A 23035-nucleotide genomic window follows, 5' to 3' on the forward strand; every position below is an offset into this window, starting at 1 on the left:
GAGGGATGCCGGTACAGCGGCCGATGTGCTCGCGCGCTGTCGCGATCTGGTGGAACCGGCGCTGCGGTCCCGCATCGCGAGCCTGGCCGAGTGGCCCGCCGAGATGGCCGCGTACGCCTTCGGCTGGTGCGACGTGGGTGGCGCGCCCCGCTCGGGCGCGGGCACCGGCAAAGGGGTGCGGCAGGCGCTGACCGTACTGAGCGCCGAAGCCGTGGGGGCATCGGGAGCGGACGCCGTCGATGGAGCCGTGGCCGTCGAACTGGTCCACACGTTCTCGCTGCTGCACGACGACATCATGGACCGGGACGAGTTCCGCAGACAGCGCCCGACCGCCTGGAAGGCGTACGGGACCGGGCCCGCCGTTCTCGCCGGGGACGCGCTGTTCGCGCTCGCGGTGGAAACCGTCGCCGGAGTCGAAGGCCCGCAGGGCGGCCCGGCGGTCCGCCAGCTTGCCGCCGCCCTCCAGGACCTGGTACGCGGTCAGGCCGACGATCTCCTGCTGGAGCGGAGGTCCTGGACCGGACCGGACGCCGTCGGCGTCGCCGACTACCTGACGGTGGCCGAGCACAAGACGGGCTCCCTGCTCGGGTGTGCGAGCGGCCTGGGCGCGATTCTCGGCGGGGCCCCGGCCCCGACCGTCCGCGCGCTCACCGCCGCCGGACGCCATCTCGGCATCGCCTTCCAGGCCATGGACGACTTCCTCGGCATGTGGGGCGATCCCGCTGTCACCGGAAAACCGGTCCACAGCGATCTGCGGAGAAACAAGAAGACGCTGCCGGTACTCACCGCGCTGGCCGGAAAGAACCGGGCGGCGGAGGAACTCGCCGAACTGCTCACCGCACCGGCACCGTTGAGTGAGGAGGGGCTTCGTCAGGCGGCCCGTCTGGTGGCTGAGGCGGGTGGCCGGACCGCCACCCTGGACGAGGCCCGACGCCAGGCCGACGCGGCAGAGCACTGCCTGCGTAGTGTCCCGCTGGCGCCGCGGGCACGGGAGGAACTCCTCCTTCTCGTGCCCTTCGTACTGCATCGCGACATGTGACGAACCGGGCCCCGAGCGGGCCCGCCCCCGCGCGCGCGGATGATCCCCGGCTGCCGGAACCGGGGATCGTCTTCCGCCCCGGACGCGCTCTGCCCGGGGAAGTCGCCCGCTCCCGTGTCGGCCGGTGCCGTGGGTTGTCGGGCCTGTCGGGCCGGGGAGTTGTTGGGGGCGGGAGTTTCCGGGTGTGGGGAGGGGTGTTGTTCCGTCGGGTGTCGGTGTGATTCGACATTCGTCGGGCTGGTGCGGGGATGGTCCCGACTTTCGACCGATGACGGGGTGGGGCTGTTGGTCATAAAGTCCGCGCGAACCTGTCATCCGGCAGAAGGGGCGGGAAAGTTCTCGTGCACCGTGTTCTGTCGAAGTGCTCGTGTTCCCGAGCGCCGCCTGAGGGTTCGAGGGTGTCGGCCCTGTCCGGTTGGAAAGCTCTGGCTTGGTCGCGGCCGTGTTGATCCGGCCGAAATGTTCTCTGGTGATCACGGTGCTGGTCGGTGCTGAGGCGCGCTGGGCCGCGGGATCAAGATGCGGCTGAAGGAATGCGGCTGAGGAAGCGCGGCTGGGCCGGGATGTGCCTGATCAGGAATTCATGATTCGGGTTTGCATGCACTCCGTAGGAGAGGTGTACGTGTTCTATCTCCCCGCTGCGCGGCGTTCGCGCCGCAGATCGCGTCCGGTTGTGTTGACCACGGCTGTTGGGCGTGTCCGGGCGCTGATCGTGGCGCTCGCCGTCGTCGCACTCACGTTGATCGCTCTTCCGGCCCCGGCCTCCGCATCCACCGTCACCACTACCGGATCCACCGTCACCACTACCGGGTCCACCAGGTCCACCGGGTCCACCGGATCTGCCAACGGTTCTGTCTCGGCCGCGAAGGCGGCCCGTTCTGCTTCGCCTGGTCGGCACCCCACCGACCGGTTGTGTGCCTCGCCGTCACGGGCGGGTGAGATGTCCTGTCTCGCGATGGCTCGTACCGATGTTGCCGTGGTGAAGGGTGTGCAGCCCGATGCGGCTCCCGCTGGTTTCGGTCCGGCGGATCTGCAGGGTGCGTACAAGCTGCCCGCTGTTGGATCCACGGAGACGGTGGCGATCGTCGACGCGTTCGACAACCCGAACGCCGAGGCCGATCTGGCCATCTACCGTCAGCAGTACGGGCTGTCGGCGTGCAGCACGGCCAATGGCTGCTTCAAGAAGGTGGACCAGCGCGGTGGCACGGACTATCCGCCGGCGAACTCGGGGTGGGCCGGGGAGATCGCGCTGGACGTCGACATGGTCAGCGCGACCTGCCCGACCTGCAAGATCCTCCTGGTCGAGGCCGACGACAGCTCCGTGACCAATCTCGGTGCCGCCGTGAACCAAGCGGTCGCCCAAGGCGCCAAATACGTCTCCAACAGCTATGGCGGTGGCGAGAGCCCCGACCAGAGCCAGACCGACGACGCCTACTTCAACCACCCCGGTGTCGCCATCACCGCCAGCAGCGGTGACAACGGCTATGGGGTGGAGTATCCGGCTGCGTCGCCGTATGTGACGGCGGTCGGAGGTACGTCACTGGTCAAGGACACCTCCACCAGCCGCGGTTGGACCGAGAGCGCATGGAGTGGTGCGGGCAGTGGCTGCTCGGCGTTGGAGCCCAAGCCGTCGTTCCAGAAGGACACCGGCTGTGCGCGTCGTGCGGTCGCCGATGTGTCCGCGGTCGCGGACCCGAGCACTGGTGTCGCGGTCTACAACGGTGGCTGGAACGTCTACGGCGGTACCAGTGCGTCCGCGCCGATCATCGCCTCGGTCTACGCCATGGCCGGGACGCCGGTGGCTGGTTCGGTGCCCAACTCCTACCCCTACGGCCAGCCCTACGCACTCAATGACGTGACGTCCGGAAGCAACGGAAGCTGCGCGCCTGACTACCTGTGCAAGGGAGGGGCGGGCTACGACGGGCCGACCGGGCTCGGCACCCCGAACGGCGTCGCCGCGTTCCGCTCCGGGCCGCACGGCACCATCACCGGCACTGTCACCGACGGCACCGATCCCCTGGCTTCGGCCCAGGTCACTGCGGGCGACGTCACGACGATGACGGACGGGAAGGGGCAGTACACACTGATCGCTCCACCAGGCACCTATGACGTCAGCGCGAGTAAGTTCGGGTATGCCACGAAGACCGTTTCGGGTGTCGCGATCGCCGACGGTCAGACGGTGACCGAGGACTTCGGGCTGAGTGCGAAGTCGCGGGTGGATGTCACGGGTACGGTCCATGACGATTCCGGTCACGGCTGGCCGTTGTATGCGACGGTGCGGGTCAAGGACGAGCCGACAGCGGTCGCCTACACCGACCCCGGGACGGGCAAGTACACGCTGAGCGTGCCCGCCGGGGCCACCTACACCCTGCAGGTCGACCCCTTGTATCCGGGTTACGAGCAAGACTCTCAGGACGTTCAGGTGGGATCGGCGGATGTGACGCATGACGTCAAGGCGTCGGTCGACTGGACAACCTGCAGTGCGAGCGGATACGCCCTCCACAGCGACGGCGCCACGGAGTCGTTCGACGGCACCACGGTGCCGTCGGGCTGGACCGTCGACGACAAGGCCGGCAACGGCCAGACCTGGGTGTTCGACGATCCCGGCAAGCGCGGCAACCAGACCGGCGGGTCGGGTGGCTTCGCCATCATCGACAGTGCGAAGTACGGCGTCGGCAAGTCGCAGGACAGCTCGCTGATCAGCCCGGTGATGGACTTCAGCCGGCGAACTCACCCCGCCCTGACCTTCCGTACCGATTACAAGGGCTACTCGGGCGAGACCGGGGACGTCGACCTCAGTGTCGACGGCGGCCAGACATGGAACAACGTCTGGCACCACACCACCGACATCGCCCAGGGCCCGCGGACCGACCTCGTGGACCTGTCCCGGGCCGCCGGCAAGGCGGACGTCCAGGTGAGGTTCCACTTCACCGCCAGCCTGGGGTGGTGGTGGCAGGTCGACGACGTCCGCCTCGGCGACCGCACCTGTGACCCGGTACCGGGCGGCCTGGTCCTCGGCCGGGTGACGGACAAGAACACCGGAGCCGGGCTCAACGGCGCCTCGGTGGTATCGGCCGACAAACCCGCGGAGAAGACGACTTCGGTGGCGACGCCGAACGACCCGAACCTGGGCGACGGCTTCTACTGGATGTTCTCCTCGCTCACCGGGAAGCACACGTTCACCGCTACCACGGGGAGCACCTACAGCGCCCAGGACATCACCGTCGACGTGGCCCCGGACCAGGCAACGGACGGCACGTTCGCCCTGCCCGCACCGCGGATCGAGGTCAGCCCGGCCCAGGTCGGCAAGACCGTCGACTGGAAGGGCCGGGGCAGTTCCACCCTGACCCTGAAGAACACCGGAACCGCCCCGGTGACTGCCAAGATCGGTGAGTGGCCGGGCGGCCACCAGCCCGCAGCGGCGCAGAAGGGTGCCCCGCTGCACGAGGTGAAGGGACACTACAGCCCTCCGCAGTTCCGGCCCGGCAGGACCAGGCAGACGACGGCGGCCAAGCCGTCGGCGACGCCGTCCGCGGGACCGTGGACGGCGGCGGCCGACTACCCCTCACCGATCATGGACAACGGTGTGGCGACCATCGACGGCAAGGTCTACTCGGCCGCCGGAACCGACGGAACCACGCCCGTACTCAACAAGGCCTATGTCTACGACCCGGTCACCCAGGCGTGGAGTTCCCTGCCGAACATGAAGGTCGCCCGTCTCGCTCCGGAGGCAGCCGCATTCGGTGGCAGGCTCTACGTCTTCGGCGGCTGGGACGCGTACAGCACGATAGCCAAGACCGAGATCTACGACCCTGTGAGCCGTACCTGGTCCGCAGGCGCCGATATGCCGAAACCGGTCGGCGCCGCAGGCGTGACCGTGCTGGGCGGCAAGATCTACATCGTCGGCGGCTGCTCGGCAGGCTGCCACAAGACGTACGTGCAGGTGTACGACCCGGCGTCGGACTCCTGGAGTTCGGGCACGTCCTACCCGGAAGAGAGCGCCATGCTCGGCTGCGGGGCCATCGCGAACAAGCTGTACTGCGCGGGCGGGACGCAGGGCACCGCCTCCTCCAAGCACGCCTACAGCTACGACCCGGCAACCGCCCGCTGGACTCCCCTCGCCGACCTGCCGATCGACCTGTGGGGGATGGGCTACTCGGTGGCAGACGGCAAGCTCCTCCTGTCCGGCGGCGTCACCAACGGCCTCACCACGATCACCAACCGGGGTTTCGCCTACGATCCGGGATCCGATACCTGGACCGCGCTGCCCAACTCCAACAACACCGTCTACCGCGGCGGTTCGGCCTGCGGCTTCTACAAGATAGGAGGCTCCGCCGGAGGGTGGGCCGCGACCAAGAAGACCGAGCTGTTGCCCGGCTACTGCGGGTCCGATGTCCCCTGGCTCTCGGTGGACAGGACCGAGGTGACGATCCAGCCGGGCGAGAGCGCCGACGTCAGCGTGCGCTTCGACGCGAACGTCGCCGCAGTCACCCAGCCGGGCACGCTCACCGCGCTGCTCACGATCAGGGCGCAGACCCCGTACGCGATCCCGTCGGTGCCGGTGTCGCTCACGGTGAACCCGCCCAGGACCTGGGGAAAGATCACCGGGACGGTCACCGGGGTCGACTGCTCCGGAAAGTCGGCGCCGCTGACCGGAGCGACCGTGCAGATCACCGCGAAGGCGGCGAGCTACACGCTGAGGACCGACCGGAACGGTCAGTACGTGTTCTGGCTCGACGCCGGCAACAGCCCGCTCACGGTGACCGCGTCCACCGACGGCTCGGTGCCGCAGGCCCGGTCGGTCAGGATCAAGGCGGGCAAGGCGACCACGGCCGACTTCTCTCTCGCATACATCTGCAGCTGATCTGACGCTCCGTGCGGGCAGAGCCCTGCCCGCACGGACAAGTCGCGGCCTCGCCACCGATCGGTGGCGAGGCCGCGACCGTTCTGTCGGGTGTCGGTGTGATTCGACATTCGTCGGGCTGGTGCGGGGATGGTCCCGACTTTCGACCGATGACGGGGTGGTGCTGTTGGTCATAAAGTCCGCGCGAACCTGTCATCCGGCAGAAGGGGCGGGAAAGTTCTCGTGCACCGTGTTCTGTCGAAGTGCTCGTGTTCCCGAGCGCCGCCTCGGGGCTGGGAGATGTCGACCTTGTCCGGTTGGAAAGAATTCGGCTTGGTCGCGGCCGTGGTTATCCGGCCGGAAGTTTCCCTGGTGATCACGGCGCCGGTCTGTACTGAAACGCGCTCGACCGCGGAATCATGTCGCGGTTGAAGAGGCGCGGTTGAGTAAGTGCGGCTGGGCCGGGATCTGCCTGATCAGGAATTCACGATTCGGGTTTGTATGCGTCCCGTAGGAGAGGTGTACGTGTCTTATCCCCCCGCTGCGCGGCGTTCGCGCCGCAGATCGCGTCCGGTTGTGTTGACCACAGCTGTCGGACGGGTCTGCGCGCTGATCGTGGCGCTCGCCGTCGTCGCACTCACGTTGATCGCTCTACCGGCCACGGCCACGGCCTCCACCACATCTGCCACCTCCACCACATCCGCTTCCACCACCGCATCCGCCAACGGTTCTGTCTCGGCCGCGAAGGCGGCCCGTTCTGCTTCGCCTGGTCGGCACCCCACCGACCGGTTGTGTGCCTCGCCGTCACGGGCGGGTGAGATGTCCTGCCTCGCGATGGTCCGTACCGATGTTGCCGTGGTGAAGGGGGTGCAGCCCGATGCGGCTCCCGCTGGTTTCGGTCCGGCGGATCTGCAGGGTGCGTACAAGCTGCCCGCTGTTGGATCCACGGAGACGGTGGCGATCGTCGACGCGTTCGACAACCCGAACGCCGAGGCGGACCTGGCTGTCTACCGTCAGCAGTACGGGCTGTCGGCGTGCAGCACGGCCAATGGCTGCTTCAAGAAGGTGGACCAGCGCGGTGGCACGGACTATCCGGCGACGGACGCCGGGTGGGCCGGGGAGATCGCGCTGGATGTCGACATGGTCAGCGCGACCTGCCCGACCTGCAAGATCCTCCTGGTCGAGGCCGACGACAGCTCCGTGACCAATCTCGGTGCCGCCGTGAACCAGGCGGTCGCCCAGGGTGCCAAGTATGTCTCCAACAGCTATGGCGGCGACGAAGGTTCCGACCAGAGCCAGGCCGACGACGCCTACTTCAACCACCCCGGTGTCGCCATCACCGCCAGTAGCGGTGACAACAGTTACGGCGTCTCGTACCCGGCCTCGTCTCCGTATGTGACAGCCGTCGGAGGCACCTCGCTGGTCAAGAACACGTCCACCACCCGTGGTTGGACGGAGACCGCATGGGGTGGAGCGGGCAGTGGCTGCTCGGTGTACGAGCCCAAGCCGTCGTTCCAGAAGGACACCGGCTGTGCGCGTCGTGCGGTCGCCGATGTGTCCGCGGTGGCGAACCCGAGCACTGGTGTCGCGGTCTACAACGGTGGTTGGAACGTCTACGGCGGTACCAGTGCGTCCGCGCCGATCATCGCTTCGGTCTACGCCATGGCCGGAACGCCGGCAGCGGGTTCGGTGCCCAACTCCTACCCGTACGCCCAGCCGTCCGCGCTGAACGACGTGACGTCCGGAAGCAACGGCAGTTGTACACCCGCGTATCTGTGCAAGGGAGGGGCGGGCTATGACGGGCCGACCGGGCTCGGCACCCCGAACGGGGTCGCCGCGTTCCGTTACACACCGCACGGCACCGTCACCGGGACTGTCACCGACGGCACCGATCCGCTGGCTTCGGCCAAGATCAGCGTGGGTGACGTCACGACAATGACGGACGGGCAGGGCCATTACACCCTGACCGCGCCACTCGGAACCCATGACGTCAGCGCGAGCAAGTTCGGGTATGCCACGAAGACCGTTTCGGGTGTCGCGATCGCCGACGGTCAGACGGTGACCGAGAACTTCGGGTTGACCGCGAAGTCGCGGGTGGATGTCACGGGTACGGTCCACGACGGTTCCGGTCACGGCTGGCCGTTGTATGCGACGGTGCGGGTCAAGGACGAGCCGACAGCGGTCGCCTACACCGACCCCGGGACGGGCAAGTACACGCTGAGCGTGCCCGTCTCCGGCAGCTACACCTTGCAGGTCGACCCGTTGTATCCGGGTTACGAGCGGAACTCCGAGGAGGTTCAGGTCGGTTCGGCGGATGTGACGCATGATGTCAAGGCGTCGGTCGACTGGACAACCTGCAGTGCGAGCGGATACGCCCTCCACAATGACGGCGCCACGGAGTCGTTCGACGGCACCACGGTGCCGTCGGGCTGGACCGTCGACGACAAGGCCGGCAACGGCCAGACCTGGGTGTTCGACGATCCCGGCAAGCGCGGCAACAAGACCGGCGGGTCCGGGGGCTTCGCCACGATCGACAGTGCGAAGTACGGCGCGGGCAAGTCGCAGGACAGCTCGCTGATCAGCCCGGTCACGGACTTCAGTCGGCAGACCCACCCGGCCCTGACCTTCCACACCGACTACAACAGCGTCCCGGGCGAGACCGGGGACGTCGATGTCAGTGTGGACGGCGGTCAGACATGGAACAACGTCTGGCACCACACCATCGACATGGCGCGGGGGCCGCGGACCGAGATCGTGGATCTGTCCCGGGCCGCCGGCAAGGCCGATGTCCAGGTGAGGTTCCACTTCACCGCCAACTTCGGGTGGTGGTGGCAGGTCGACGACGTCCGCCTCGGCGACCGCACCTGTGACCCGGTACCGGGCGGTCTGGCCCTCGGTCGGGTGACCGACAAGAACACCGGAGCCGGGCTCAACGGCGCCTCGGTGGCATCGGCCGACAAACCCGCGGAGAAGACGACTTCGGTGGCGACGCCGAACGACCCGAACCTGGGCGACGGCTTCTACTGGATGTTCTCCTCGCTCACCGGGAAGCACACGTTCAACGCCACCACGGGGAACTCCTACAGCCCACAGGACATCACCGTCGACGTGGCCCCGGACCAGGCAACGGACGGCACGTTCGCCCTGCCCGCACCCCGGATCGCTGTCCCGGCCCAGGTAAGCAAGACCGTCGACTGGAAAGGGCGGGGCAGCTCCACCCTGACCCTGAAGAACACCGGAACCGCCCCGGTGACCGCCGAGATCGGCAAGCAGCCGGGTGGTCGCCAGTCCGCGGCGGCGCAGAAGGGTGCCCCGCTGCACGAGGTGAAGGGACACTACAGCCCCCTGCGATTCCGGCCCGGCAAGATCGCGCGGGCGGCCACCAAGCCGTCGGCCATGCCGTCCGCGGGACCGTGGACGACGGTGGCCGACTACCCCTTGCCGGTCATGGACAACGCCGTGGCGACCATCGACGGCAAGGTCTACTCGGTCGACGGAACCGACGGCTCCGCCGATTACAAGAAGGCCTACGTCTACGACCCGGTCGCCCAGGCGTGGAGTGCCCTGCCGGACCTGAGCGTCACCCGTTCGGCACCGGAGGCGGCTGCCTACGGGGGCAAGCTCTACGTCTTCGGCGGCTGGGACCAGTACGGGAGGCCGGTGGCCAAGACCGAGATCTACGACCCGGCGACCGGGACCTGGTCCACCGGCGCCGAGAACCCGAAGCCGTACGCCGGCGCCGGCGTGACCGTGCTGGGCGGCAAGATCTACATCGTCGGCGGCTGCACGTACGACGACTGCGGCGGGACGGACGTCCAGGCGTACGACCCGGCGTCGGACTCCTGGAGTTCGGGCACGTCCTACCCGGAGCCGATCTCCTGGCTCGGCTGCGGTGCCGTCGCGAACAAGCTCTACTGCGCGGGCGGGGCGAACCTGGCCGGCACCTCCGAGCACGCCTACAGCTACGACCCGTCGTCCCACAGCTGGACCGCCGTTGCCGACCTGCCGACCGACCTGTGGGGGATGGGCTACTCGGCGGCGGACGGCAAGCTCCTCCTGTCCGGTGGCGTGACCGACGGATCGACCACGACCACCAACCAGGGCTTCGCCTACGATCCGGGATCCAACGCCTGGACCGCGCTGCCCAACTCCAACAACACCGTCTACCGCGGCGGTTCGGCCTGCGGCTTCTACAAGATCGGAGGTTCCCCCGCAGGGTGGGACGCGGCCGCGAATTCCGAGCTGCTGCCCGGCTACGGCGAGTGCGTCGCAGTCCCCTGGCTCTCGGTGGACAAGACCGAGGTGACGATCCAGCCGGGCAAGAGCGCCGACGTCAACGTGGGTTTCGACGCGAACGTCGCCGCAGTCACCCAGCCGGGCACGCTCACCGCGGAGCTCATGGTCAGTGCGAAGACCCCGTACGGGGCGATCCCGTCGGTGCCGGTGTCGCTCACGGTGAACCCGCCCAGGACCTGGGGAAAGATCACCGGGACGGTCACCGGGGTCGACTGCTCCGGCAAGTCGGCGCCGCTGACCGGAGCGACCGTGCAGATCACCTCGAAGAGGGCGAGCTACACGCTGAGGACCGACCGGAACGGTCAGTACGTGTTCTGGCTCGATGCCGGCAACAGCCCGCTCACGGTGATCGCGGCCAAGGACGGCTGGGCGACGCAGACCCGGTCGGTCAAGATCACGAAGGGCAGGGTGTCCAAGGCCGACTTCTCTCTCGGACCCGATCGCACCTGCACCTGATGTGACGCTTCGTGCGGGTCGGGTCCGCCCCGGCCCGCACACAGGCCGCGGCCCCGCCACTGATCCCGTGGCGGGGCCGTCGTCCTTCTCCGCAGCCCGTATGACGTATGACGCGCGCGGTGCAGCGGGCCGTTGTCGGCCCGCGGGTTCAGCAGGCAGGCCGGTAGCGGCCGGTGAAGCGCGCGAGTTTCAGACCGAGGTGCAGGCAGAGACGCTCGTTGCCGTCCTTGAGGTTGGCGCCTGCCAAGTGTTCGAAACGCTGAATCCGGTAGTACAGCGACGTACGGTGCAGCATCAGGTGTTTTGAGGTCGCGAGTGCGTTCCCGGAGAGATCCAGATAGGTCTCCAGCGTCTGGAGCAGAGGCAGCGCCTCCGGATCGGCGAAAAGCCGCTCCAGCCCGGGATGAAGCACGAGGTCGCCGAGGTCTTGACTGAACAGCTGCGCGAGTACCCGGTAGATGCCGAGCTGGGACCATCGGGCAATCCGGCTGACGTCCGGCATGGAGGCAGCCATGCGAGCGGCTTGGTCGGCCTCCAGGTAGGAGTCCCGCGCCTGTGTCAACTCCGACCGTGGCTGCCCGACACCGATCACAGATGACGACACGTGATCGAGTCCGGACATCGCGGTCTGCAGAGCATGGTCGAGATGGGACACACAGCGGTCCACCGTCGCCTCATCCACCTCCTCCTCCGTGCCGAGGAGAAGTAATCCGTCGCTGTAGGAGACAAGGTGGACGGAGTGTCGCGCGGGCAGTCGGCGGCGGGTGTCGACGAGTGCGTGTTCGAGAGCGAGTCGCACCTGGGCATCCGGTTCGGCGTCGGGGGTGAGTACCGGCCGGGCCACCATTACGACGACACCGAGGGAGGGGTCGAAGTGCCTGCCGTCGATGAGGGTGCGAGCCGCACGGGGCCGGACATCGCCGCCGCAGAGCAGCAGGTTCCTGATCGCCTCCGTCTCCCGGTTCTGTGCGAGCTCGCCGGCCAGCACCTCTCGGTACAGCGCCAGGGCGAAGCCCTGGGCGGCGGTCTCGGTCAGTGCGATCTGGTCCGAGCTCATCGACTCGTCGGCATCGATGAGCCACAGATACCCCAGGAGAAGGTCGTGGTGGCGGATCGGTACGCATATCCGCGGCAGCATGCCGAGCGCGACGTTACGGGGGACGCGGACCGGGTGTCGCGCCTTGGGCAGCTCGAACTGCCGTAGCCACGCCAGCACTTCGGCCGATACGCGGCGCTGGAGAATAGAAACATGGCGAACCACGTCGGGCAGCTCGCTGTGCGGGCTGTAGACCACCAGCCGCTGTCTGCGGTCCTCGACGGTCGCGGGGCGTGACAGCTCGGTCGCCACTGAGTCGACGAGGTGCTGGAGCTCCGGGTGCATGGAATACCTCCGGGCGGTGCAGCCCGTTGCTGGTCCGGGCACGCTCGATGTCACGGGCGTGGCAAAGCTTCCTACGCTTGTCGAAACCTCCCGGTCGATGGTGATCGTCATCGTGTGCATGACAGATAGTGAGGCCGGAGGACGAACCGGGGCAACTGATGGACAGTGGCGGATTTCCCCCATGACGCAAACCCGACACGGTGATCGGCCGGAGGTCGGGACCCGGCACATCCACTGCGGGAGCGGTGGTTGCGCCCGCCCCGCCGTCGCATCCGTCGGTCCACCTCGACGAGCCGCAGGGCCGACCGGACAGGTTCTGACCCTGGGGCCGGCCGCTCCGCGGGAAGCGCTGGTCGTGGGCCGTACGAGGTGAGTTCACTGGTCTGGACCACCGATAGTTATCCACAGCTCTGGCTGAGGCGGCTCGGCAGCGCGTACGGTTCCGAGGCATGAAGATCCTCATCAGCGCCGACATGGAGGGCGCGACCGGTGTGACCTGGCCCGGCGACGTACTCCCGGGCTCCGCGCAGTGGGAGCGCTGCCGCTCCCTGTTCACGTCCGATGTGAACGCGGCAGCTCTCGGCTTCTTCGACGGGGGCGCCGACGAGGTGCTCGTCAACGAAGCCCACTGGTCCATGCGCAATCTGCTCATCGAGCAGCTCGACGAGCGGGTCGAGATGCTCACCGGCCGTCACAAATCACTGTCCATGGTCGAGGGCGTCCAGCACGGCGACGTGGACGGCATCGCCTTCATCGGCTATCACACGGGTGCAGGCATGGAGGGTGTGCTCGCGCACACCTACCTCGCCAACTCGATCACCGGTGTCTGGCTCAACGGCGTACGGGCGAGCGAGGGCCTGCTGAACGCCCATGTCGTCGCGGAGTACGGCGTGCCGGTGGTCCTCGTCACCGGGGACGATCTGGCCTGCGAGGACGCGCTGGGTTACGCGCCACAGGCCCGCAAGGTCGCCGTGAAGGACCATGTCTCGCGGTACGCGGCCGTCTGCCGCACCCCGGCCCGTACGGCCGCGGACATCCGGAGCGCCGCCGCGGACGCCGCCGCGCTCGCCGTGCGCTACGAACCGGTGAGCGGTGACTCCTTCACGGTCGAGCTGGAGTTCGACGCGGAGCACCTGACCGGCGCCGCGACCGTCGTCCCGGGTGTCCGACGGACGGGCGAGCGGCGCGTCGCGTACACCAGCGGGACGATGTACGAAGGCATTCGGACCTTCAAGGCGGTCACGACGATCGTCTCGTCCGCAGTGGAGGAACAGTATGGCTGACGTGACCTCACCGGAGACGGCGTCGCCCGGCGCGGCAGCGCCGGACCCGGCGGCCCCGGACGGCGTGGCGCTCGACGAGGTGGTGCGCTTCACCTCGGAGCTGATCCGTATCGACACCACCAACCGCGGCGGCGGGGACTGCCGGGAGCGGCCCGCCGCGGAGTACGTCGCCGAGCGGCTGGCCGACGCGGGTATCGAGCCGACCCTCCTGGAACGTACCCCCGGGCGGACCAACGTGGTGGCGCGGATCGAGGGCACCGATCCGTCGGCCGACGCGCTGCTGGTCCACGGGCATCTCGACGTCGTACCGGCCGAGCCCGACGACTGGACCGTGCACCCGTTCTCCGGCGAGGTCCGCGACGGTGTCGTGTGGGGCCGTGGCGCGGTCGACATGAAGAACATGGACGCGATGGTCCTCGCGGTCGTCCGTGGCTGGGCCAGGGAGGGCGTGCGCCCCCGCCGGGACATCGTCATCGCGTACACCGCGGACGAGGAGGCGAGCGCCGTCGACGGCTCGGGCTTCCTGGCAGACCACCATCCCGGGCTCTTCGCGGGCTGCACGGAAGGCATCAGCGAGTCCGGGGCCTTCACCTTCCACGCCGGGCACGACCTGCCGATCTACCCCATCGCGGCGGGGGAGCGGGGCACGGCCTGGCTGAAGCTCACGGCACACGGCAAGGCCGGACACGGCTCCAAGGTCAACCGGGACAACGCGGTGAGCCGGCTCGCCGCCGCCATCGCCAGGATCGGCGAGCACCAGTGGCCGGTCCGGCTCACCCCGACCGTGCGTGCCGCGCTCACCGAGATCGCCGCCCTGCACGGCATCGACACGGACACCACCGCACCGGACTTCGACGTGGACGCGCTGCTCGCGAAGCTCGGCCCGGCGGCAGCCCTGGTGGAGGCGACCGTCCGCAACAGCACCAATCCGACGATGCTGGAAGCGGGTTACAAGGTCAATGTGATCCCGGGGCATGCCACGGCGTACGTCGACGGGCGGATGCTGCCCGGCGCCGAGGAGGAGTTCCGAGAGACACTCGACCGGCTCACCGGGCCGGACGTCGACTGGGAGTTCGACCACGGCGAGGTGGCGCTCCAGGCGCCGGTCGACTCGCCGACGTACGCGAAACTGCGTGCGGCGGTGGAGCGCTTCGCACCCGAGGGGCACGTGGTCCCGTACTGCATGTCGGGCGGCACGGACGCCAAGCAGTTCTCCCGCCTCGGGATCACCGGCTACGGCTTCTCGCCGCTGAAACTGCCACCCGGCTTCGACTACCAGGCCCTGTTCCACGGGGTCGACGAACGGGTACCGGTGGACGCACTGCACTTCGGCGTCCGGGTACTCGATCACTATCTGCGTACTGCATAGGGGAGTGGGGGACATGGCACCCATCGGGGCCTACGGCACCTGGCCTTCGCCGATCGACGCCGCACTCGCGGCCTCGCGCGACGGCCGGCCGGATCACATCGGAACGGTCGGCGAGGAAGTGTGGTGGACGGCGCCGCGCCCGGCCGAGGCCGGGCGGCGCGCGCTGGTGCGCCGGCGCGCGGACGGCAGCGAGGAGTCCGTACTGCCCGCGCCGTGGAACGTGCGCAGCAGGGTCATCGAGTACGGCGGACAGCCGTGGGCCGGCACGGTGCGCGCCGACGGCCGCCCGCTCGTGGTCTTCGTGCACTTCGCGGACCAGCGGCTCTACGCCTACGAACCGGACGACCCGCAGGGCGCCGCGCCGAGGCCGCTCACCCCTGTCTCCCCGCTGGGCGGCGGGCTCCGCTGGGTGGACCCGACGGTCCACCAGGACCGGGGTGAAGTCTGGTGCGTGCTGGAGGAGTTCACCGGCGGGTCGCCGACCGACGTGCGCCGGGTGATCGCCGCGGTACCGCTGGACGGCTCGGCCGCCGACGACCGCTCCGCGGTACGCGAACTCACCGACGGCCGGCACCGCTTCGTCACCGGCGCGCGGCTCTCGCCGGACGGGCGGCGGGCGGCCTGGATCGGCTGGGACCACCCGCGGATGCCGTGGGACGGCACCGACGTCATGCTCGCGGACGTCACCGACGACGGATCCTTCACGGCCGCGCGGCACCTCGCCGGGGGACCCGACGAGTCCGTCGCGCAGGTCGACTGGGCCGCGGACGGAGCGCTGTTGTTCGCCTCCGACCGCACCGGCTGGTGGAACCTCTACCGGGGGGACCCGCACCGCGGCGCGGTCGCGCTCTGCGCCCGCGAGGAGGAGTTCGGCGGGCCGCTCTGGAAGGTCGGCCAGAAGTGGTTCGAGCCGCTCGATGACGGCCTGATCGCCGTCGTCCACGGCAAGGGCTCGACGGCGCTCGGCGTACTCGACCCCGAGACCGGCGAACTCGTCGACGCGGCGGGCCCCTGGACCGAGTGGGCCTCGACCCTGTCCGCGTACGGCAGCCGGGTCGTCGGCCTGGCGGCAGGCCCGCGCAGCGCGTTCGAGATCGTCGAACTCGACACCCGGACCGGCCACACCCGGGTCATCGGCTCCCCGCACGAGGACGCGGTGGACCCGGCGTACTACCCGGATCCTCAGGCCCGGACGTTCACCGGGCCCGGCGGGCGCGAGATCCACGCCCATGTCTACCCGCCGCACAGCCCGGACCGCAGTGCCCCCGGCACCGAACTGCCGCCCTACGTGGTGTGGGCGCACGGCGGACCCACCAGCCACACCCCGCTCGTACTCGACCTGGAGATCGCCTACTTCACCTCGCGCGGCATCGGCGTCGCCGACGTCAACTACGGGGGATCGACCGGGTACGGCCGGGAGTACCGCAACCGGCTGCGCGAACAGTGGGGTGTCGTCGACGTCGAGGACTGCGCGGCCGTCGCCGAGGCACTCGCCGCCGAGGGCACCGCCGACCGGGCCCGCCTCGCGATCCGCGGCGGCAGCGCCGGCGGCTGGACCTCGGCCGCCTCGCTGGCGTCCACCGATGTCTACGCCTGCGGCACCGTCATCTACCCCATCCTGGATCTCACCGACTGGGCGTCGGAGGACGGCACCCACGACTTCGAGTCCCAGTACCTGGAAAGCCTCATCGGGCCGTTCGCGGAGGTCCCCGACCGCTACCGCGAGCGCTCGCCCGCGCAGCACGCGGACCGGGTCACCGCTCCGTTCCTGCTGCTCCAGGGGCTCGACGACGTCATCTGTCCGCCGGTGCAGTGCGAGCGTTTCCTCGCGCGGATGGCGGGCCGGGACGTGCCGCGCGCCTATCTCACCTTCGAGGGCGAGGGGCACGGATTCCGCCGGGCCGACACCATGATCCGGGCGCTGGAGGCGGAGTTCTCGCTGTACGCCCAGACCTTCGGCATCGACCGTCCGGACATCCCGGCCCTGGAGCTGGACAAGTGACTCTCCTGCCGCTGTCCCGGGCCGCGCGGCTGCGGCCCGGGGCCAGGGTCGCCGTCGTGTCTCCCAGTGGACCGGTGCCCGGGGACCGCCTCGCGGTGGGCCTCGACATCCTCCGGAGCTGGGACCTGGACCCGGTCGTGATGCCTCATGTACTCGACAGGCACCCGCGGTTCACCTATCTCGCGGGTACCGACGAGGCGCGCGCCCGTGATCTCCAGGACGCCTGGTGCGACCCGTCGTACTCCGCCGTCCTGTGCGCGCGTGGGGGATACGGCGTGCAGCGCATGGTCGACCTGCTCGACTGGCAGGCGATACGCGCGGCCGGACCCAAGGTGTTCGTCGGCTTCAGCGATGTGACGGCGCTGCACGAGGCGTTCGCCGTACGGGCGGGTTTTTCCACGCTGCACGGACCGATGACCGCGGCGCTCTCCTCCTTCGAGGACGCGCACACCCAGGAGTCCCTGCGGGCCACGCTCTTCGAGCCCGAGTCGGTGCGCACACTCGGGCTCGGCACCGCCCGCACCCTGCTGCCCGGCAGGGCGGCCGGGATCACCGTCGGCGGGTGCGTCTCGCTGCTCGCCGCGGATCTCGGCACTCCCCGGGCCCGTACGTCGGTGCGCGGCGGGCTGCTGCTCATCGAGGACATCGGGGAGGAGGCGTACCGGCTCGACCGCATCCTCACCCAACTGATCCGCTCCGGCTGGCTGGACGGTGTCGCGGGGATCGCCCTCGGCTCCTGGGTCGACTGCGGTCCGTACGACGACGTGCGGGCGGTGCTGCTCGACCGGCTCGGCGGACTGGGTGTGCCGGTCGTCGAGGAACTGGGCTTCGGACACTGCACCGCGGCGGAGACCATTCCGCTCGGTGTCCCGGCGGTGCTCGACGCCGACGCGGGCACCCTCACGCTGGAGGTTCCGGCCCTGACCTGAGCCGCCCTGATCGGAACCGCCCTCGACTGGAGCCGCCCCGACCTGAGCCGCCCCGACCGGACCGCTCTCACCCGTACGGCCCGCTCCAGCCGCCCCCGGTCTCCGGATCCGACCATCCTGGTACCGGAGGCGGTGCCCCGTACCCGAGGAGAAGAGCAGGTCATGAGCCCCAGGGATGCAGAGAGGCGCGACAGGAGCGACAGGAGCGGTCTCAGCGGCTGGTTCACACCGGGCCGGATCGCCTGGCTCGTGGTGGTGGCCCTGGCGCTCGTCCTCATCTTCGAGAACACCCAGCGGGTGACGATCCGGCTGCTGGTCCCCGAGGTCACCATGCGGCTCTGGGCGGCGCTGCTGGGGATGTTCGTGGTCGGCGCGCTCTGCGGCGGCTACTTCTTCAGACGGCGCAACCGATGAGGATCCCCACCGGCCCTTACCTGCCGCAGCTGCCCGGTTAATCTGGCGCGATGTCCGAGACAACCACATATCTCGCCGAGGGCGCCCGCGTGGGCATACGCCTCTTCTCCTACGAGGACGCCGAGGAGTTCACCGGGCTGGCACGGGAGAGCCGGAGCCTGCATCACCCCTGGCTCTTCCCGCCCGAGGACACCGAGGGCTTCCTGCTGTACGCCCGCCGGCTGATCGAGGACCCGGCGAAGGCCGGATTCCTGGTGTGCGCACGCGAGGGCGACCCGGCGGGCCGCATCGCCGGATTCATCAACATCAACAACATCGTCGAGGGCGCCTTCCTGAGCGGGACACTCGGCTACGGAGCCTTCGCGCACGCGGCGGGCCGCGGACTGATGGCGGAGGGGCTCGCGTTGGTGACGCGGTACGCGTTCGGGCCGCTCGGGCTGCACCGCCTGGAGGCCAACATCCAGCCCGCGAACGAGGGTTCGCTCGCGCTGGTACGCCGGGCCGGATTCCGGCTGGAGGGGTACTCGCCGGACTTCCTCCTCATCGACGGGGCCTGGCGCGACCACCAACGCTGGGCGATCACAGCCGAGTTGGTCCGCTGAGGCGACAGCATCCGGATTTGTGTGCGAGCCCCCGGTGCTGGTAGATCATCAGGCTTGACCGATCTGCCTGTGGGGGGCCGTTACATGACGCAGAGACCGCCTGTATCCGGGGAACACTCGGGCGCGGCCGAGGGGGAACCCGTGCTGCCCGACGAGGTGTGGGTGCAGTTCGAGCAGGACAGCGAGCGTGCGATAAGGGCCACAGCGCCCAAGGAACCGTCGGCGCGGGCGCGGATGGTGACCGAGCGGCTGCGGCAGCAGGACGCTGCGGGCATCCGTCCCGCCGGATGGCGGGCCGACCCCGGACCGCAGCGACCGCGGAGAGCGCCGCGCAAACGGCGTCGCCTCCTCGGCCTGCTCGGAGTGCTGGTGGCGGTGGGGGTCGTACTCGTACTGCTGAACCCGCAGGGCGTCCTGCACGGGTGACCGATGTGGGGTCGCCCCGGTGAGGTCGGCAGCCGGGGGAGCGGCGGCCCGCGCGCGGCGCCGGGCCGCTCAGCGCCCCTTGCGGTTGATCTTCATGGTGTCCATGTCCGTGACGGTCGAGCGCAACGGGCCGAAGCCGTGGCCGAGTTCCTTCAGCGCGGTCTCGGCCCGGTCCTCGGCGATGACGCCCGCCATCTCCGCGCCGTCCGCCGCGTCCGAGACGACGACGTAGCGGTACGAGAAGTGGGTCAGCGCGCGGTCGTAGGTGAGCGTTCCCTGCTCGGTGAAGTGCATCTGCGCCAGCCCGTGGTCGTCGACCTCGGCGAGCAGCCGTGCGCGCGAGGCGTCCGTCAGCCCGTTCCAGGTACCCCGCACGATCACCCGGTAGGTGTGCTGCTCGGCCATCTCGTCCGTCCTCTTTCTCGGTGTACGCCGTACCGCCGCAGCGTACGGGGCGGGACCGGAGCACTGCCAGCAGGTTTACGCGCCCCCGGCCCGCTTTCGGTCACCTCAAAACTGACCCCGGGAACCCCTGGTCAGACCCGGGCCATCGGTGTTCCATGGTCATTACGGGTGCCGGCCGGACGGCGCCCCGCGAGCGAGTGAGGTTCCCTTGGCCACGACCGTGCGACGTGCCGTACTGACCCTGCCCGCGGCCCCACTGGGGCCGGAGAACCCTCTCCCGGCGCTGCGCCCGCTCGACGAGATGCACACGGTGGAGACCGAGGGGCGGGACGACCTGCCGCACGACATGGCCCGTCAGGTCGGCTACGAACCGCTGCGTACGCTCCTGCCGGTGCGCGTGCTCGACGGGTACGGCCGGGAGCGGATGCCCACCGGCATCGACACCATAGTGATCGAGAACGACCGGCTGCGGGCCACGGTGCTCCCCGGCCTCGGCGGCCGTATCCACTCGCTGTTCCACAAGCCGACCGGCCGGGAACTGCTCTACCGCAACCCCGTCCTCCAGCCCGCCGACTTCGCCCTCAACGGCGCCTGGTTCTCCGGCGGCATCGAGTGGAACATCGGCGCGACCGGCCACACCACCCTCAGCTGCGCCCCGCTGCACGCCGCACTGGTGACCGCCCCCGACGGCGGTGAGATGCTGCGGCTCTGGGAGTGGGAGCGACTGCGCGATCTGCCCTTCCAGGTCGACCTGTGGCTGCCGGAGGACTCCGACTTCCTCTATGTCGGTGTGCGGGTCCGCAACCCGCACGAGCAGACCGTGCCCACCTACTGGTGGTCCAACATCGCGGTACCCGAGGACGAGACCACCCGGATCCTGGCCCCCGCCGACGAGGCCTGGCACTTCGGGTACGAGCGCAGCCTGCGCCGCGTGCCGGTCCCCGACTGGGAGGGCGCCGACCGGACGTACCCGCTGCGCAGCGAGTACCCGGCCGACTACTTCTACGAGGTCCCGCCCGAGGCGAGGAAGTGGATCACCTCCCTCGACGCGACCGGCCAGGGGCTCGTCCAGACCTCGACCGACCAACTGCGGGGCCGCAAGCTCTTCCTCTGGGGCTCGGGCACCGGGGGCCGCCGCTGGCAGCAGTGGCTGACCCAGCCGGACACCCCCGGGTACGCGGAGATCCAGGCGGGCCTCGCGCGGACCCAGCTGGAGCACGTACGGCTCGAAGCGGGCGCCGAGTTCAGCTGGCTGGAGGCGTACGGGCCGCTCGCCGCCGAGCCGTCGACGGTGCACGGCGACGACTGGGCCGCGGCCCGCACCGAGGCGGAGAGCCGACTCGAAGCGGTCCTGCCGCGGGCCCGGGTCGAGGCCGCGTACGAGGCGTGGTACGCCTGCGCCGACCGGGAACCCCACGAGACGCTGGCCACCGGGTCCGGCTGGGGCGCGCTCGAAGTCCTGCGCGGGGGACATGAACTCCCCGGCACGCCCTTCGACGATTCGACGCTCGGCGACGAGCAGCAGCCCTGGCTGGAGCTCTACCACTCGGGCGTCTTCCCGGCCCCGCGCCCGGCCACCCCGCCCGGCCCCTCCCTCGTCGGCAGGCACTGGCGCGACATGCTGGAGACGGCGGCAGCCGACCCGCTCACCGAGTACCACCTGGGTGTCGCCCAGTGGCACGAGGGCGACCGGGCGCAGGCGGTGCGCAGCTGGGAACGCGGCCTGGAACCGGCCCTGACCCGCTGGCCGTTGCTGCGCTGCCTGGCGGTGGCCGACCAGTGCGACGGCCACGGCGAACGGGCCGCCGACCGCTACGCCGAAGCCTTCGACGACCTCTGCAACGACCTCGGCGACGAGCGCCGCGACGGCCAGGCCTGGACCGCGGTGACCGCGTCCCTGGCCCGCGAGACGATCGACGCGCTGCTCGCGGTGGGACGCGCCACCGACGCCCGCAAGGTCTGGTGCACACTGAGCCCCGCGATCCGCGCCCGCGGTCGGTTCCGCCTCATCGAGTCCCGACTGCTCCTCGCCGAGGGCGACATCGGGGCGGCGCGCGCGATCTTCGACACGGGCTTCGAGGTCGCGGACCTCCGGGAGGGCGCGGAGGTCCTGAACGACACCTGGTCGTCCCTGACGGACGAACCCCTGCCGGCCGCCTACGAGTACCGGATGCGTCCCGGGGGCTGATCAGCTACAGTCCGCCTGCCCGTCGCAAGATCGCCGCGGGCAGGTGGGCGGCCCTGGGGAGGGACCGCCCGGGGGAGGGACCATGACGGAGCTCGACGCTGCCACGAACGCGGACGGCACGAGACAGGTACGGCAGGACTGCCCGGAGTGCGGCGCGGCCGTGGTGAAGAACGAACGCTTCGTCACCTGGTGCCTCGCCTGTGACTGGAACGCCGATCCGGGTGCTCCCGAGCCGGAGCCCGGACGGCTCGACGCGGCCCGCAGGAAGCTGGCCCGCCGCCATGGGGAACAGCTGTACACAGAACTGTCGCAGGGCAGTGAGCTCAGGCCCCACCGGGATCTCATCAGTGTGCTCGCTCAGGTGGTGGCGCTCGCGGTGCACGCGGTGACCGCCGCTCTCGCCGTCGCGGGCGTCCTGCTCGTCGTCCTCGGCTGGAGCACCGTCGTCCAGCCGGTCTGCGGCCTCGCGCTGATCCTGCTGGCGGTGGGACTGCGTCCGCGGTTCATGCGATTCCCCGAGGGCGGGGTGCCTTTGCACCGGACGGACGCCCCGGCACTCTTCGGGCTGATCGACCGGGTCGCGGAGTCGGTGGGCACCCGAGGAGTGGATGTGGTGTTGGTCGACGCGAGCGCCAACGCCGCGGTCACCGCGTGGGGCATACGCCGACGCCGCCTGCTGTTCCTCGGGCTGTGCCTGTGGGAGCCCCTTGCGCCGCAAGAGCGCATCGCCCTGCTCGGCCATGAACTCGGTCACTACGCCAACGGGGACATACGGCACGGAGCGGTGATCGCGCCCGCGTTTGAATCTCTCTCCTTCTGGTACTCCGCCCTGGCCCCGACCTCCCGGCCGACACTGCAACAGACCCTTGTCGACTGGGCCCTGGCGTTGCCCAGATGGATGGTCATCGGTACGGCGCTCCTGCTGGACCATCTCACTCTGCGGGCCACTCAGCGTGGCGAGTACCTGGCGGACCGCAAGGGCGCGCGGGCAGGTTCCAGCGAGGCGGCCGTCGCGCTGATGGACCGGCTGTCCGCGAGCAGCGCCGTCGAGGACGAACTGCGCAGGCTGTCGGTCGCCGCCCGGTCACGGAGCAGGGGGAGGGACGCCCGCACCGTGGGTCCAGAACTGTGGGAACGGGTCGTCGACCACACCGCATCCGTACCGGAGCACGAGCGCGAGCGGCTGCGCCGGGTCAGCGTGCGACGTGGCCACAGCGTGAACTCCACCCATCCGCCGACCCATCTGCGACGTCAGCTGCTGGCCGAGAGCGAGCCCTGTGCGGCGGAGGTCGTGGCCGACAGCGCCACCGTGGAAGCCGTCGCTGCCGAACTCGCGGGAGCGCGGGCCGTGGTGGCCCGAGCGGTCGTCCGAGGTCTCGGCTGATGAGTGCCGGGCCGGGTA

14 protein-coding genes are annotated in these 23035 nt (G+C 69.8%); 12 read left to right on the plus strand and 2 right to left on the minus strand.

Annotated features, from left to right (window positions below):
- Positions 1-25: 25 nt before the first annotated feature.
- The 3 genes from NBY69_RS21115 (at position 26) to NBY69_RS21125 (ending at position 10634) form a co-directional block, all read left to right on the plus strand.
- Positions 26-1039, plus strand: a complete 1014-nt coding sequence (locus tag NBY69_RS21115; RefSeq protein WP_250302650.1) for a polyprenyl synthetase family protein — start codon at positions 26-28, stop codon at positions 1037-1039.
- A 955-nt stretch (positions 1040-1994) separates the two neighbouring features.
- Positions 1995-5903 carry a carboxypeptidase regulatory-like domain-containing protein gene (locus NBY69_RS21120; protein WP_250302651.1) on the plus strand — a complete coding sequence of 1303 codons (3909 nt, stop codon included), beginning with the start codon at positions 1995-1997 and terminating at the stop codon, positions 5901-5903.
- A gap of 555 nt (positions 5904-6458) precedes the next feature.
- Positions 6459-10634, plus strand: a complete 4176-nt coding sequence (locus NBY69_RS21125; RefSeq protein ID WP_250302652.1) for a carboxypeptidase regulatory-like domain-containing protein — start codon at positions 6459-6461, stop codon at positions 10632-10634.
- A 148-nt stretch (positions 10635-10782) separates the two neighbouring features.
- Here NBY69_RS21125 and NBY69_RS21130 read toward each other — a convergent pair whose 3' ends face one another.
- The gene (locus NBY69_RS21130; protein WP_250302654.1) at positions 10783-12015 is read right to left on the minus strand and encodes a CdaR family transcriptional regulator; all 1233 of its coding nucleotides are present in this window, start codon (positions 12013-12015) and stop codon (positions 10783-10785) included.
- A 449-nt stretch (positions 12016-12464) separates the two neighbouring features.
- Between NBY69_RS21130 and NBY69_RS21135 the strand changes: the two genes are divergently transcribed.
- The 7 genes from NBY69_RS21135 (at position 12465) to NBY69_RS21165 (ending at position 19040) form a co-directional block, all read left to right on the plus strand.
- Positions 12465-13298 carry a M55 family metallopeptidase gene (locus tag NBY69_RS21135; protein WP_250302655.1) on the plus strand — a complete coding sequence of 278 codons (834 nt, stop codon included), beginning with the start codon at positions 12465-12467 and terminating at the stop codon, positions 13296-13298.
- Positions 13291-14667 (plus strand): M20/M25/M40 family metallo-hydrolase, encoded by a 1377-nt coding sequence (locus NBY69_RS21140; protein ID WP_250302656.1) that lies wholly within the window; start codon positions 13291-13293, stop codon positions 14665-14667. Before NBY69_RS21135 ends, NBY69_RS21140 begins: the two co-directional genes overlap by 8 nt.
- A 13-nt stretch (positions 14668-14680) precedes the next feature.
- Positions 14681-16669, plus strand: coding sequence for a prolyl oligopeptidase family serine peptidase (locus tag NBY69_RS21145; protein WP_250302657.1), 1989 nt, complete (start codon positions 14681-14683; stop codon positions 16667-16669).
- Positions 16666-17598, plus strand: coding sequence for an LD-carboxypeptidase (locus tag NBY69_RS21150; RefSeq protein ID WP_250302658.1), 933 nt, complete (start codon positions 16666-16668; stop codon positions 17596-17598). Before NBY69_RS21145 ends, NBY69_RS21150 begins: the two co-directional genes overlap by 4 nt.
- A gap of 162 nt (positions 17599-17760) precedes the next feature.
- The gene (locus NBY69_RS21155) at positions 17761-18012 is read left to right on the plus strand and encodes a LapA family protein (RefSeq protein WP_250302660.1); all 252 of its coding nucleotides are present in this window, start codon (positions 17761-17763) and stop codon (positions 18010-18012) included.
- Between the two features lie 50 nt (positions 18013-18062).
- The gene (locus NBY69_RS21160; RefSeq protein WP_250302661.1) at positions 18063-18614 is read left to right on the plus strand and encodes a GNAT family N-acetyltransferase; all 552 of its coding nucleotides are present in this window, start codon (positions 18063-18065) and stop codon (positions 18612-18614) included.
- Positions 18615-18698: 84 nt separating this feature from the next.
- Positions 18699-19040 (plus strand): hypothetical protein, encoded by a 342-nt coding sequence (locus NBY69_RS21165; RefSeq protein ID WP_250302662.1) that lies wholly within the window; start codon positions 18699-18701, stop codon positions 19038-19040.
- Between the two features lie 69 nt (positions 19041-19109).
- Here the strand turns inward: NBY69_RS21165 and NBY69_RS21170 are convergent, their stop codons facing one another.
- Entirely contained in the window at positions 19110-19445 is a 336-nt protein-coding gene (locus NBY69_RS21170) for a DUF6204 family protein (protein ID WP_250302663.1), read from the minus strand.
- Between the two features lie 208 nt (positions 19446-19653).
- On the opposite strand from NBY69_RS21170, the gene NBY69_RS21175 reads away from it, so the two are divergent.
- Both NBY69_RS21175 and NBY69_RS21180 read left to right on the plus strand, forming a co-directional pair.
- Complete coding sequence (locus NBY69_RS21175; RefSeq protein WP_250302664.1) at positions 19654-21633, plus strand: DUF5107 domain-containing protein; 1980 nt, start codon at positions 19654-19656, stop codon at positions 21631-21633.
- Positions 21634-21715: 82 nt separating this feature from the next.
- The gene (locus NBY69_RS21180; protein WP_250302665.1) at positions 21716-23017 is read left to right on the plus strand and encodes a M48 family metallopeptidase; all 1302 of its coding nucleotides are present in this window, start codon (positions 21716-21718) and stop codon (positions 23015-23017) included.
- The last annotated feature ends 18 nt before the right edge of the window (positions 23018-23035 follow it).

The organism is Streptomyces sp. A 4/2, assembly GCF_940670765.1.
Taxonomy (GTDB): Bacteria; Actinomycetota; Actinomycetes; order Streptomycetales; family Streptomycetaceae; genus Streptomyces.